The organism is Ruegeria sp. BE1 (assembly GCF_056538885.1).
Window position 1 is genome coordinate 84,361 of record NZ_JBQFTY010000002.1, and the last position, 13,327, is coordinate 97,687.

A 13,327-nucleotide genomic window follows, 5' to 3' on the forward strand; every position below is an offset into this window, starting at 1 on the left:
TGCCGCAACCGAGAACAGATCAGGATTGTGGGCCGCAGATGGGATTCGTGTTTCGCTGGCTAGTGCGTATTTCAACGGGCCTGATCCTGCTTGCACTGGCCGCTGTGGCCCTGGTGTATTTCCTCGCCAACCAGTCGCTGCCAGACTATGATCAAACGGTCAAAGTCGACGGTCTGAGCACCCCGGTCGAGATCATCCGCGATACCGCCAACGTGCCGCATATTCTGGCCGAAAATGACCCGGACGTGTTTTTTGGCCTGGGCTACGCCCATGCGCAGGACCGTTTGTGGCAGATGACCGTCATGCGCCGCACCGCCCAAGGCCGCCTGTCCGAGGTTTTCGGCAAACGCACGGTCCATATCGACAAATTGCTGCGCCGGTTGGACCTGTATGGGCTGGCCCACCGGTCGCTGGATGCGCAGGACGACTATACCAAGGCGGCGCTGCGTGCCTATGCGGCCGGCGTCAACGCACGGCTGGATGAGATTAACGAGGCCGCATTGGGACGCGGCGCGCCCGAGATGTTCCTGTTCAGCGCCCCCGTTTCGCCGTGGCAACCCGGCGACAGCATTGCCGTGATCAAGCTGATGGGCCTGCAACTCTCGGGCCACCTGCAGGATGAGGTTCTGCGCGCCCGCACCTCTTTGATGCTGAACGATCCGGCGCGGCTGGCAGATATTCTGCCCGATGTTCCGGGGGCCGGTATCGCCGCCCTACCCGAATATGCCGCGCTGTTTCCCGGCCTGCCGCAATATGCCCGCGGAACGCCCATGCCCGACAACCCGCTGTCGCCCTTCCCGAAACGCGGACTGGCCGGGGCATCGAACGCCTGGACCGCTGCGCCCACGCGGTCAGCCAGTGGCGGTACGTTGCTGGCCAACGATCCCCATCTGGGCTTTACCGCACCCGGCGTGTGGTATCTGGCCCGGCTGGAACTGGCCAAGGGCGGCGTGATTGGGGCAACCATCCCCGGCATTCCCGCCGTGATGGCTGGACGCAGTGACCGGTTGGGCTGGGGCCTGACCTCGTCCTACCTGGACGATCAGGACGTCCATATCGAACAGCTGAACCCCGATAACCCCGAAGAATACCTGACGCCCGAGGGCTACAAGACCTTCCGCACCCGCCCCTCGATCATCGAGATCAAGGACGAGGCCCCCATTACCCTGACCCTGCGCTGGACGGAAAACGGCCCCGTTCTGCCCGGCAGCCATTACGATCTGGAAACGATCACACCGCAGGGGCATATAGCGTCTCTTTCTTGGACAGCACTCAGCCCGCGCGACACGTCGATGAGCGCGTCGATGGCGCTGATGAATGCAGACACTGTGCGCGAAGGAATCGCCGCCGGAGAGCGCTTCATCTCACCCTCGCAGAACCTGTCGCTGGTCGATAAGGATACAATCGGCCTGAAGCTGATCGGCGCGATGCCCAAACGCGACCTGCGCAACCAAAGCCGGGGCCGTATCCCGACCCCCGGCTGGCTGGCCGAGAACCTATGGCAGGGCCGCCTGCCCTATGCCGACAACCCCGAATTCGTGGCCCCCGTGGGCGGCATTCTGGGCAACACCAACAACAAGATCATCGACCGCCCCTTTCCCGAACATGTGTCCTATGAATGGGGCGATACCCAACGTGTGCACCGTTGGGAACGCCTGATGCAATCACGTGAGGTCCACACCCGCGACAGCTTTATCGAGGCGCAGCTGGATACCGTCAGCTTTACCGCTCGTTCCCTGCTGCCACTGATCGGCGCCGATCTCTGGTTTACCGGAGCCTCAGCCCCCGAAGGCACCCCCGAACGTCAACGCCAGATCGCCCTGTCCCTGCTGGCCGAGTGGAATGGCGAGATGAACGAACACCTACCCGAGCCGCTGATCTATGCCGCCTGGCTGCGGGCCTTGCAGATCCGTTTGATCTCGGACGATTTGGGCCCCTTGGCCGCGGAATACAAACATGTGGAGCCGCTGTTCATCGAACGGGTCTATCGCGACATTGACGGGGCCTCGGTCTGGTGCGACGTCCGCCAAAGCGCCCCGGTCGAGACCTGCACCGACATGGCGCGGCTGGCGTTGGATGACGCGCTGATCTGGATCGCCGAGAATTACGGCACCGCACTGCAATCCCTGCGCTGGGGCGACGCGCATCAGGCCACCCATGACCATCCGGTTCTGGGTGAAGTTCCGGTGCTGAGGTTTTTCGTCAACATCCGTCAATCCACCAGCGGCGGCGACAATACGCTGCTGCGCGGGCGTACGTCGGGCGAAGGCAAGAACCCGTTCCTGAATGTGCATGGCGCAGGCTATCGCGGGGTTTATGATTTTGCCGACCCCGACAGCTCGGTCTTTATCACGGCCACCGGGCAATCGGGGCACTTTCTGTCGCGCTATTATGACGATCAGGCACAGCTGTGGCGGCGGGGCGAATACATCCCCATGTCCCTTGATCTGGACCTTGCCCGCGCAGCCGCTGTTGGTGTGACAAACCTGATCCCGCGCTGATTTCGCCTGTATCGGCAAGACCTTGCCCCTTTTTTCGCCTCTGCGTGGACGAAAGCGGGCGTTTTGCCGTACCCTCGGTCTGATCAGGTTATTTGAGTGTGGGGGTATTGATGGCCAGTCTTCGGGATAAATTGAACAATCTTGCACGCGATTACGCAATCGCCTGGAGCTCGGGCGACCCTGACGCCGTGGCCAGCTTTTATGCGCCAGACGGACAGATCACCATCAATCGGGGCGAGCCAATCATAGGCCGCGCCGCCGTGGCCGAAATGGCGCGCAGCTTTTACGCCGATTTCCCCGACCTTGAGGTTCGCTGCGACATGCTGCGATGGGCCGGAAACCACGCCATTTTTGTTTGGACACTGGAAGGGCACCATGCCCAGACAGGCAACCACGTGGTGACCCGCGGCTGGGAGGAATGGGATCTGACCGAAGATCACAAGGTGCAGACCTCACTCGGCTGGTTTGATGCCGAGGATTATCAGCGCCAGATCGACGGGAAATAGCAGTCAAAGCGCCTTGAACTGAGCCGCCTGCTTGTCGGTCCAGAGCACAGTGATCGTGAACCCGTCATCGGTCTGTTCCTCGGATCGCACCACGTCCTGACGGAACAGCCACGCACGCTTGTCGCCGTCAGCGAATCCAAGCGACAGCACCTCTTGATGCCGTGCGCCCTGCAGCTGGGTTGCGATTTCCGCCAGCAGAGGCTCAACCCCCTCGCCCGTCACGGCCGAGATGGCAAAGATCGACGGATCACGGTCTGCGCGTTTGAACGCGGCTTCGCGTTCGTCATCGTTCAACAGGTCGATCTTGTTCCAAACCTCAAGCCTGGGACGTTCATCATCGACACCCAGCGAGGTCAAAATCGCCTCGACATCCTGCGCCTGTGCGTCGGTTTCTTCGTGGCTGATGTCCCGCACATGCACGACGATATCGGCACCCAGAACCTCCTCAAGCGTGGCGCGGAAGGCCGCGACCAGTTCGGTCGGCAGGTTCGAGATAAAGCCCACCGTGTCCGACAGGATCACCTCGGGGCCGTCGGGCAGTTCGACCCGACGCATGGTCGGGTCAAGCGTGGCGAACAGCATGTCCTTGGCCATCACCTCGGCCCCGGTCAGGCGGTTGAACAGCGTCGATTTGCCCGCGTTGGTATAGCCCACCAACGCAACAATCGGGTACGGCACCTTGGCGCGGGCGGCACGATGCAGGGTGCGGGTCTTGATGACCTTCTGCAACTGTCGGCGCAGACGCACCAGTTGATCGTCGATGGCGCGGCGGTCAGCCTCGATCTGCGTTTCACCCGGACCACCGACAAAACCCAAGCCGCCCCGCTGACGCTCCAGGTGGGTCCAGGCGCGCACCAGCCGTGTGCGCTGATAGCTGAGCGCGGCCATCTCAACCTGTAGCACACCTTCGCGGGTGCGGGCACGGTCACTGAAAATCTCAAGGATCAGACCCGTCCGGTCGAGGATTTTGACCTTCCACGCTTTTTCAAGGTTTCGCTGCTGGACCGGAGTCACCGGCCCGTCGATCAGAACCAATTCGATTTCACTGTCATGCAGGCGTTCGGCCAGTTCCTCGATCTTGCCGCTGCCAAACAGCAGACCGGGCTGCGCGCGTTGCAGGCGTACGATCTCGGACCCGATCACATCCAGATCGGGCAAAGCGGCGGCCAGTGCCACCGCCTCGGCCAGCGCCGGTTCGGGGACACGGCGCTGTTCATCTGATTTGATTTCCGGATGCAGCACCCAGGCCCGGGTGCGCGTCCTGTCATGTTCCATCAAGAGGCGTCTTCGCCCTCATACAGGCTGATCGGCTGCGACGGCATGATGGTGGAAATCGCATGCTTGTAGACAAGCTGCGACTGTCCGTCGCGGCGCAGCAACACGCAGAAATTGTCGAACCAGGTGATGACACCTTGCAATTTCACGCCGTTGATCAGGAAAATTGTGACCGGGACCTTTGCCTTGCGCACATTGTTCAGGAACGCGTCCTGCAGATTCTGTCTGTCCGAAGCCATATTTTTATAATCTCGCCATTGTTCTTGCTACGCGCTGCGGACCAACGCGCTCCCTCTGGCCGAGTATGGAGAGAGATTAACCGAGTTTCCAGATCAAAAATCAGTCAATTCAAGACTGTTGAATCTTAGTCTCGCCAGAGGCTTGGCGTAATCAGCGCAATGATCGCCAGTGTTTCCAACCGCCCGATCACCATTGCGGCGCACAGCGTCAGCTTGGCCCCGCCCGGAAGGTCGACGATCCGAATGGGAATATCTGTCGCCAGCTCGATCAGCGGGCCGGTGGTGCTCAGGGCGGCGACACTCAGGACCATCGCCTGTTCAAAGCTTGATCCCATCATCGACAACAGCAGATTGAACACGGCCAGAGTCATCGCAAACATCATGAAAAAGATCCACGCGATGAAAGCACCGTCGCTTTGGATACGGCGGTTCCCACCGCCTGCTCCGCTGATTGACGACGGATAGATCAGGCGGTCAATCTCGCGCGCGCCGTTCAGGTACAGGGCGAAAACCCGCAACAGCTTGACGCCCCCCGCCGTGGTGGCGACGCCGCCCCCGATCAAGGCCAGCCCCATCAGGATCAACCCCGGTGTCCCCAACCCCGATAGCTGTTGCGCATCATTCCAGTTGGCGCTTTCGAATCCGGCAGTCGTCAGAAAGGACAGGGCCGTGAAGGTCATGCCCCAAAGAACCTTAAGCGCCTCAACAGGTTGCAGCGTCGCGCCGACCTCGTTGACGCCCGCCCAGACCCTGAAAAACAACAGCGCCGCAACGGCCAGAACAATCATGATGCCGATGCGGAACTCGGGGTCGCGGTCCAGCCGCGCATACCCGGCCATTGCGGTATCGGTGGAAAAGGTCAGTCGGGACAAGGCAAAGAACAGGAACAGAAACAGGATCGCCTCACCTGTGATGCCGGCTTGCGCGCCTTCCAGCCCTCCGACCGGGGAAATGCCGGATGTGGCCATGGTCGACATGGCGTGGCAGATGGCAGTCAGGCCCTGCTCGCCCGCGATCATCAGCAAAAGCCAGACCACGCCGGTCAGTCCAACATAAACCGGCGTCAGTGTTTGGGTCACCCGGATCAGACGCCCGCGCGGGTCCACCTTTTCGCTCTGCGCCACGCCCGAAACAGGGCGGCCAGGCTGGCCGCGCGCGGTCACCTCGAACCCGCCCAGAGACAGCGGAGCCAGGATCGCCGCAGCCGCGATCCACATCAGCAATCCCCCCATCCATCCCACCAGCGCGCGCCACAAATGCAGCGGAGCGGTCAACCGGTCCGGATCAGGAAAGATATCGGCGCCGGTCGTCGTCAGGGCGCTGACCATGTCGAAATAAGCGTTCAGAAACGTTGTGTTCCCCAAAGCATCATGCAGAGGAATAGCCAGAAACAGGGGCAGCACGGTAAAACAGCCCAGCAAAACCGCCAATTGCCCCAACGTCCCGCGCCGTGGTCTGCGGTTTGACGAGGCCAGCGCAATGGTCGACATCACGAACAGCCCCAGCAGACCAGAGTAGAAAAACGACCGCGAGGTATCGTGATTGTCGAGTACCAACGCATAACCAGCGGGTATCCACATCGACAGCGCGGCAACACACCAGATCAGCAGAAACAGCGGCAAGCGCCGCACAACCGAGATCTTTTGTGTGCCCACCCGTATCATCAAAAGAAGTCGATCGAGACCTGCATCAACCGTTCGACCTCGGGAACGTCCTTGGCCATGGCAAAGATGGCCACCACGTCTTTTTCCTCGATCCGCAGGCCGCCGGTCGGGCGCAGCAGCTCATCCCCTTTGCGGACAGCGCCCACCAGAACACCTTCGGGGAAATCTATGTCGCGCAACTTTTGCCCGGCCATCGGAGAGGTCGACAGAACCTCGGCCTCGATCACCTCGGCCTCGGCATCGCCGATGGAATAGACCTGACGCACCCGGCCATGGCGGATATGGCGCAGGATCGAGCTTACGGTGGTGGCCCGCGGGTTGATATAGGCGTCGATGCCCAAAGGCCCCATCAGCGCCACCATGCTGGGATCGTTGATCAACGCGATGGCCAGCGCGCATCCTTCGGCCTTGGCGCGCACCGCCGCCAGCATGTTCGAGCGGTCATCATCTGTCACCGCCAGCATCGCGTCCGCGCGTTCAATCCCCGCCTCGCGCAGCAGTGCCGCATCCAGACCGTCGCCGTTCAGAACAATCGTCCGCTCCAGCGCTTCGGCGGCAACCTCGGCGCAACTGCGGTCGCGTTCGATAATCTTGGCGCGCACCCGGCTTTCGCGTTCCTCCAGCGACCGCGCGACCTCAAGCCCGACATTGCCGCCACCGACAATGACCACTCGGTCCTGTTTCTTTTGCGCCTTGCCAAAGACCTCCATCGTGCGGTCCACGTCTTTGACATTGGTAAAGACATAGCATTCATCGCCTACAAACAGCTGATCCTCGGATTCAGGGGCAAACAGGCTGCCCTCGCGCCGGACCCCCACCACGATGGAACTCAGCGTCGAAAACAGGTCCGTCAATTGCCGCAAGGGCGTGTTCACGATGGGGCAATCTTCGTCGATGCGAATGCCCAGCAACTGCGCTTTGCCATCCATGAACATCTCGGTATCAAAGGCGGCAGGTGCGGACAGGCGGCGCATGGCGGCGGCGGCCACCTCGCGCTCGGGGCTGATCACCACGTCTATGGGCAGGTGGTCGCGCCGGAACAGATCCGAGTGGATGGCCTGCAGGTAGGATTTCGACCGCAGGCGTGCGATCTTGCGCTGAATCGAGAACACCGAATGCGCCATCTGACAGGTGACCATGTTCACCTCGTCCGAATGGGTCGCTGCAATGATCATATCAGCATCGCGGGCCCCGGCCCGGTCCAAGACATCAGGATAGCTGGCAAACCCAGCAAGGCCCTGAACATCCAGCGTCTCGGTCGCGCGACGCACCAGATCGGGGTTGTTATCCACCACGGTTACGTCGTTCAACTCGCCCGAAAGGTGCCGCGCAATCTGCCAGCCGACCTGACCGGCGCCGCAAATGATGACCTTCATGTTCCTGGCCCTTCTGCCTGAATTCTTTGAATGACAGATGCCCCCAAAGCGGTCAATTGAATTGTCATCCCGCCAAAGCTGAGGCAAGATAAGCCCATGAAAACAATGCTTCGCCTGCTGATCCCAATGGCCGTGCTTGCCGCGTGCAGCGGCCCGTTGTCGATGTATTACCGCGAAGGCGAAAGCGTGTCACGCGCACAGACCGAGACCACACAATGCCGGGTCCAGGCGGCCAATGATGTGCCGGTGGCCACGCAAGTGCGGCAAAGCCCACCCACCTATTGGCCCGGCCGCACCTATTGCAACAGCCATGGCAATTGCTATCGCACCCCCGGATGGTGGCAGCCCGGTCAGGTTTATACGGTCGATGTGAACCAGGGGTTGCGCAGTGATGTCGAGGCACAGTGCATGGCGCAAAAAGGCTATCGTCCGATCAGCCTGCCGCCCTGCCGCCAAAGCGCAAAGTCACAGGCCGCGCCTGCGCCAACGACGACATTGCCGCCGCTGAGCACTCAGTCCTGCTATGTGAAATTCGACGACGGGACGTTCCAGATCATCAACCCCGGTCAGGCTGGGTAAAGGCCCGGCGGATTATTCCGCCGGTTCCGGTTCGTCCAGTTGCGCCACCCGCGCACCGGATTTGTTCGAGGTCACAACCCCCAGCGATTTCAGCTTGCGGTGTAGCGCGCTGCGCTCCATTCCCACAAAGCTGGCGGTGCGGCTGATATTGCCGCCAAACCGGTTGATCTGGGTCAGCAGGTATTCCCGCTCGAACGCCTCGCGCGCTTCGCGCAGCGGCAGCGTCGCCAAAGCACCTGACAGAACCACACGGCCCGAGTCGTCCGTCTTTTCCTCTTCGCTGGGTAGTTCGCGTGCCTCAATCGGGCCCGTGCTTTCGCCCAGGATCAGCACCCGTTCGATCAGGTTCTTGAGTTGACGCACATTCCCCGGCCAGGTCATGGTCTGCAACAGCGCCACCGCCTCTTCCGAGATCTCGCGCATGGCAAGACCCTGCGATTCATTGCACATCTCGATGAAATGCTGGGCCAGAACCGGAATATCCTCGCGACGCTCTTCCAGCGACGGAACGGCAATCGGCACCACGTTCAGGCGGTGGTACAGCTCTTCGCGAAAGCGATCAGCGGCGATTTCATCCTCAAGGTCGCGGTTGGTCGACGAGATCACCCGCAGATCAACGCGCACCTTGTCCGTGCCGCCAACACGCTGGAATTGCTGATCGACCAGAACGCGCAGGATTTTGGACTGGGTGCCCAGCGGCATATCGGCGACTTCGTCGAAATAGACCACGCCGCCATGGGCCTCTTCCAACAGACCGGATTCGATCCCCCGTTCCGAGGATTCACGCCCGAACAGCACCTCCTCGACGCGTTCCGGTTCAATGCCCGCACAGTTTACTGTCACAAACGGTGCATTGGCGCGGTTGGAATGAGCGTGGATATACCGCGCCGCGATTTCCTTGCCCGAGCCCGCAGGGCCGCTCAGCATCACGCGGCCATTGGATTTCGTCACCTTGTCCAGCTGGCCTTGCATCGCGCGGAACGCTGCGGATTTCCCGATCATGTCCGAGCTGGTGACCTCTTTGCGTTTCAGAGACGCATTCTCGCGGCGCAGGCGCGAGGTTTCCATCGCGCGGCGGATCACCACCATCAACTGATCAATGTTAAAGGGCTTTTCGATAAAGTCATAAGCCCCCTGTTTGATCGCAGCCACCGCGATCTCAATATTGCCATGGCCGGAAATAATGACCACCGGCACATCCGGGTTGTCGCGCTTGACCGCCTTTAGGATGTCGATCCCGTCCATGCGGCTGTCCTTTAGCCAGATGTCCAGAATCAGCAGACCCGGCGGTTCGGAATTGATCTGGGCCATGCACTCATCCGAGTTGCCGGCCAGCCGGGTTGAATAGCCTTCGTCCTCCAGAATGTCGGACACCAGCTCGCGAATATCGCGTTCGTCATCTACGATTAGAATGTCACTCATCTTTGGCCTGCTTTCAGTTTGTTTGTTTTAATTGCCTGCTTTTGGGGCGCTGAGGGTTGGGGGAAATTGCCCCCGGGCAGACGGATTACGGCCATCGCGCCAAAATGGTCCTGTCCGTCAAATACCGGCGCATCTTCCAGTGTCAGCGCGCCGCCATGTTCTTCGATGATTTTCTTGACGATGGGCAGGCCCAGACCGGTGCCCTCGTCCCGTGTGGTCACATACGGCTCAAACAGGCGCGCCCGGTCTTCGGGCAGGCCAATGCCGTTATCAGCAATGGTAATGATCGCACCCGCATCATCACTGGTCACTGCCACTTTGATTTGTGGCTTCAGGTTCTCTGGTGCGCCACTTTCCTTTAGCGTTCCAATGGCTTCACCTGCGTTCTTGATCAGGTTCGTCAGCGCCTGATTCAGCATCGTGGCATCCACATCCGTCAGTATCGGGTCTTCGGGCAGATCCGCATCGATCTGTACATCCGGCTGACCGGTCTGCTGCAGCAAGACCGCCTCACGCACCAGATCAACGATGTTTTCTTCGCTGCGCTCGGGTTCGGGCATCCGCGCGAATTTCGAGAATTCATCGACGATCCGTCTCAGGTCTGCCGTTTGCCGGACAATCACATCGGTCATTGAATCCAGCGTTTGACTGTCCGTTTCATCCAGCTTGCGTGAGAATTTGCGTTTGATCCGCTCCGCACTCAGCCCAATCGGCGTCAGAGGGTTTTTGATCTCATGCGCGATGCGCCGCGCAACATCACCCCAGGCGGCCATTCGCTGTGCGCTGACCAGATCGGTCACGTCGTCAAAGGCCACCACATAGCCCTCAAGCCCACCATCCTCGCCGCGCCGGGTCGCCATGCGGACCAGCAAGTTCTCCAACTGCCCTTTGCGGGTCACCTTGATCTCTTCCTGAACCGCCTCCTGGCCGCTGTCTTTCAGGTTTTCGAACAGGGGCAAAAACTCGGGAACGGCGATACCAATCGCCAGATGCTCTTCGCCGCGCGACCAGTCCAGCAACCGCTCGGCCGAGCGGTTCACGAAGGTCACGCATCCGTCCGGGTCAACCCCGACAACGCCCGACGTGACCGAACTGAGAACCGAATCGAACAGGCGGCGGCGACGTTCAATCTGGTGGGTATTCTCAAGCAGCGTGTCGCGCTGCCCTTTAAGTTGCCGCGTCATCTGGTTGAAATATCGACCTAACATGGCGATTTCGTCGTCGCTGGCCTCTTCGATCACCTGAACGCTCAGATCCCCTGCGCCGACCCGCTGGGCCGCCGTCGTCAACCGCCCCACAGGGCGCGACAGGCGTTCGGCGAACCACATCCCCAGTGACATCGCCGCAAGGATCAGGATGACCGCAAAGCCAAGATACAGCAGGCCGAATTCAAACAGTACCCGTCCCCGTTCGCTTTCGAGCTGTTGATAGAACTGCGCCGTTTCCTTGGTGTCGTCCAGCAGCGTCAGCAATTCGCCATCCACATCCCGGCTGATGTAAAGATAGCGGTCCAAATAGGCTCGCAACGGCACCAGCGCGCGAAACTCGCTGTTCTCCCAATCGGCGATGATCAGCAGGTCATTATCGGTGGCTTCGATCATCTGCTCGGGCGTCGGGGCCTCATAGTTGAACAGATAGGACCGATCGCCGCGTGATTTGATTTCCCCTGTTCCATCAATCACATACGCCTCGCGCAGGCCGCGTTGGATTTGCGACTGGCCCTGCGCCAGAACCTCGCGCAGTTCAGCGTCTGAGATGTAGTAATCCCGCGCGCGGGCGTTGTTCAGGAACCGTGCCAGAACGATTGCGTCCTGCGTCAGCCCCTGCCGGTGTTCCAGCTCATAAGCTTCGGCCGCAGTCAGGGATGACCCGACCACCTGACGCACCCGGTCTGAGAACCACCCCTCAAGCCCGATATTCACTGTCAGGCCGGCAAAAATCGCAACCGTCACAGTGGGAACCAGCGCCAGCAGCGTAAAAGCGCCGATCAGACGCAGGTGTAGCCGCGACCCAGCGGATTTGGCCCGACGCGCCGCGATCAGGCTGCCCACCTGCCCCAGAACCAGCGCCGCGACGACCAGCACATAGACAAGGTCGGCCAGAAGGATCAGGCGTAATGTCGGGGCAGCCGCCCCCAGATCAAATGGACCAATGACAAGATAGGTGGCCAACGCCAGCGCAGGCCCTAAAAGAACCAGCCCCAAGGTGCCGAAATTGCGCAGTTTTCGGGATTTCCGCCACCGATTAATCGCTGGAAGCGGCCCGCTCTGTGCCCGGGTTACCACCGTCTGCCCTCATTCTGATGTGTCGCTTTCGCGACGTACCGCCATATGTCGTGGTCTTTGGCCGGGCTATGCCCGGATGCCACGGTTTGTGTGGCGATATTACATCAGTTTGCGACGACGTGTCACCTGAATATCGAGGTCTGTAATCTTTTTTCGCAGCGTATTTCTGTTGATCCCCAGCAAATCGGCACATTTCGCCTGATTTCCGCCAGTTGCGTCCAGCGCCTGTTCGATCAGGGGGGCCTCAACCTCGCGCAGAATGCGCTGATATAGGCCCGGGGGCGGCAAAAGATTGCCATGTAGATCGAAATAGCGGCGCAAATGACGTGCGACCGAGGCAGAGAGCTTTTCACGCTCACCATCGCCCAGAACCGGCTCGGCCTCGGGCTGGCTGCCCAGAACCACCTCAACCTCGGCTTTCGAGATTTCATCGGCGCGGCTGGTCAGGCTCAGGCGGCGGATTGCATTTTCCAGCTGCCGCACGTTGCCCGGCCAGGAATAGCGCCGCACCAGCTCGACCGCGTCGGGGCTAAGCCAGCGCTTGGCACCGTGTTCACGCTCTTCGCGGGCGAGGAAATGATCGGCCAGCAGGGTAATGTCATCGACCCGTTCCCGCAGTGCCGGGACATGGATGGTCGCCCCGCAAAGACGGTAATACAAGTCCTGACGCACTTGACCGCTTTCCATTGCGTCCGTCAGATCAGATTGGCTGGTGGCCATGAACCGTGGAACATGATCGCCCGGCGTGTCCATCATCCGGACGATGCGGGCCTGCAGCTCATCATCGATATCGGCGATCTCATCGATCAGAAGCGTCCCACCGCGCACCCGCGCCATGACCCGTGCGGGCCCCTCCAAATCCCGCAGATCGGCTGCGGTTGCGGTGACAAAAGGCAATGTCCGACGATCTGAGAAGTCGTGAATAGCCCGCGCGATCAGGGACTTACCAGTCCCACTTTCACCAGACACCATGACTGACAGGTCAGTATTCATCACCCGCGCCACCAGACGATACAGCGCCTGCATCAGTGGCGTGCGCCCGACCAGAGGCAGCTCTTCGGGGCGCTCATCCTGAGTCTCGGCCGGCTCGGTCTGCACGCGCTGTTTCTGTTCCAGCGCACGGGCCGTGCGTTTCATCAAATCCGGCAGGTCAAAGGGCTTGGGCAGGTAGTCATAGGCATCCGCCTCAGCCGCCTGAATCGCGGTCATGATCGTGTTCTGGGCCGAGATCACAATGACCGGCAAACCGGGACGGTCCTGGGCGATCTTGGGCAACATCTCAAGCCCGTTTCCGTCCGGCATCACCACGTCCGAGATCACCACATCGCCCTTACCTTCGCCAACCCACCGCATCAGCGTGGTCAGGGATGAGGTCGCGTGCACCTTGCACCCGGCCCGTGTCAGCGCCTGGGTCAGAACGGTGCGGATCGTGCGGTCGTCATCTGCGACCAATACTGTGCCATCCATCGGGTGCTCTCCT

At 60.6% G+C, this 13,327-nt stretch carries 10 protein-coding genes; 3 read left to right on the plus strand and 7 right to left on the minus strand.

What is annotated here, in order from left to right; translation table 11 throughout:
- Positions 1 to 38: 38 nt before the first annotated feature.
- Positions 39 to 2,501: a penicillin acylase family protein gene (locus ACR0J5_RS06595; RefSeq protein ID WP_480651610.1), complete on the plus strand. Its 2,463-nt coding sequence runs from the start codon at positions 39 to 41 to the stop codon at positions 2,499 to 2,501.
- 110 nt (positions 2,502 to 2,611) lie between these two features.
- Complete coding sequence (locus ACR0J5_RS06600; RefSeq protein WP_480651612.1) at positions 2,612 to 3,007, plus strand: SgcJ/EcaC family oxidoreductase; 396 nt, start codon at positions 2,612 to 2,614, stop codon at positions 3,005 to 3,007.
- Between the two features lie 3 nt (positions 3,008 to 3,010).
- On the opposite strand, the gene hflX is transcribed toward ACR0J5_RS06600, so the two are convergent.
- The 4 genes from hflX to trkA all read right to left on the minus strand — a co-directional run bounded on the left by hflX (position 3,011) and on the right by trkA (position 7,561).
- Positions 3,011 to 4,282, minus strand: a complete 1,272-nt coding sequence (gene hflX, locus ACR0J5_RS06605) for a GTPase HflX (protein WP_480651614.1) — start codon at positions 4,280 to 4,282, stop codon at positions 3,011 to 3,013.
- Complete coding sequence (gene hfq, locus ACR0J5_RS06610) at positions 4,282 to 4,521, minus strand: RNA chaperone Hfq (RefSeq protein ID WP_010440340.1); 240 nt, start codon at positions 4,519 to 4,521, stop codon at positions 4,282 to 4,284. The genes hflX and hfq overlap by 1 nt, the downstream gene beginning before the upstream one ends.
- A 125-nt stretch (positions 4,522 to 4,646) precedes the next feature.
- Entirely contained in the window at positions 4,647 to 6,185 is a 1,539-nt protein-coding gene (locus ACR0J5_RS06615) for a TrkH family potassium uptake protein (RefSeq protein WP_480651616.1), read from the minus strand.
- On the minus strand, positions 6,185 to 7,561 hold the full coding sequence (gene trkA, locus ACR0J5_RS06620) for a Trk system potassium transporter TrkA (RefSeq protein ID WP_480651618.1): 1,377 nt from the start codon (positions 7,559 to 7,561) through the stop codon (positions 6,185 to 6,187). Before trkA ends, ACR0J5_RS06615 begins: the two co-directional genes overlap by 1 nt.
- Before the next feature lie 96 nt (positions 7,562 to 7,657).
- On the opposite strand from trkA, the gene ACR0J5_RS06625 reads away from it, so the two are divergent.
- A complete protein-coding gene (locus ACR0J5_RS06625) occupies positions 7,658 to 8,140 on the plus strand; it encodes a hypothetical protein (RefSeq protein ID WP_480651620.1) in 483 nt (160 codons plus the stop codon).
- A gap of 12 nt (positions 8,141 to 8,152) precedes the next feature.
- Here the strand turns inward: ACR0J5_RS06625 and ntrX are convergent, their stop codons facing one another.
- The 3 genes from ntrX to ACR0J5_RS06640 form a co-directional block, all read right to left on the minus strand.
- Entirely contained in the window at positions 8,153 to 9,562 is a 1,410-nt protein-coding gene (ntrX, locus tag ACR0J5_RS06630; protein ID WP_480651621.1) for a nitrogen assimilation response regulator NtrX, read from the minus strand.
- Positions 9,559 to 11,847, minus strand: coding sequence for a sensor histidine kinase NtrY-like (locus tag ACR0J5_RS06635; RefSeq protein ID WP_480651623.1), 2,289 nt, complete (start codon positions 11,845 to 11,847; stop codon positions 9,559 to 9,561). Before ACR0J5_RS06635 ends, ntrX begins: the two co-directional genes overlap by 4 nt.
- 99 nt (positions 11,848 to 11,946) lie before the next feature.
- Positions 11,947 to 13,314, minus strand: coding sequence for a response regulator (locus ACR0J5_RS06640; RefSeq protein ID WP_480651625.1), 1,368 nt, complete (start codon positions 13,312 to 13,314; stop codon positions 11,947 to 11,949).
- Between the last annotated feature and the right edge of the window lie 13 nt (positions 13,315 to 13,327).

Excerpts from the sequence above, each read along its gene's own strand:
- ACR0J5_RS06595 (WP_480651610.1), top strand. The coding sequence starts at position 39 with ATGGGATTCGTGTTTCGCTGGCTAGTGCGTATTTCAACGGGCCTGATC.
- hfq (WP_010440340.1), bottom strand. The coding sequence starts at position 4,521 with ATGGCTTCGGACAGACAGAATCTGCAGGACGCGTTCCTGAACAATGTG.
- hflX (WP_480651614.1), bottom strand. The coding sequence starts at position 4,282 with ATGGAACATGACAGGACGCGCACCCGGGCCTGGGTGCTGCATCCGGAA.
- ACR0J5_RS06625 (WP_480651620.1), top strand. The coding sequence starts at position 7,658 with ATGAAAACAATGCTTCGCCTGCTGATCCCAATGGCCGTGCTTGCCGCG.
- ACR0J5_RS06600 (WP_480651612.1), top strand. The coding sequence starts at position 2,612 with ATGGCCAGTCTTCGGGATAAATTGAACAATCTTGCACGCGATTACGCA.
- ntrX (WP_480651621.1), bottom strand. The coding sequence starts at position 9,562 with ATGAGTGACATTCTAATCGTAGATGACGAACGCGATATTCGCGAGCTG.
- trkA (WP_480651618.1), bottom strand. The coding sequence starts at position 7,561 with ATGAAGGTCATCATTTGCGGCGCCGGTCAGGTCGGCTGGCAGATTGCG.
- ACR0J5_RS06615 (WP_480651616.1), bottom strand. The coding sequence starts at position 6,185 with ATGATACGGGTGGGCACACAAAAGATCTCGGTTGTGCGGCGCTTGCCG.
- ACR0J5_RS06640 (WP_480651625.1), bottom strand. The coding sequence starts at position 13,314 with ATGGATGGCACAGTATTGGTCGCAGATGACGACCGCACGATCCGCACC.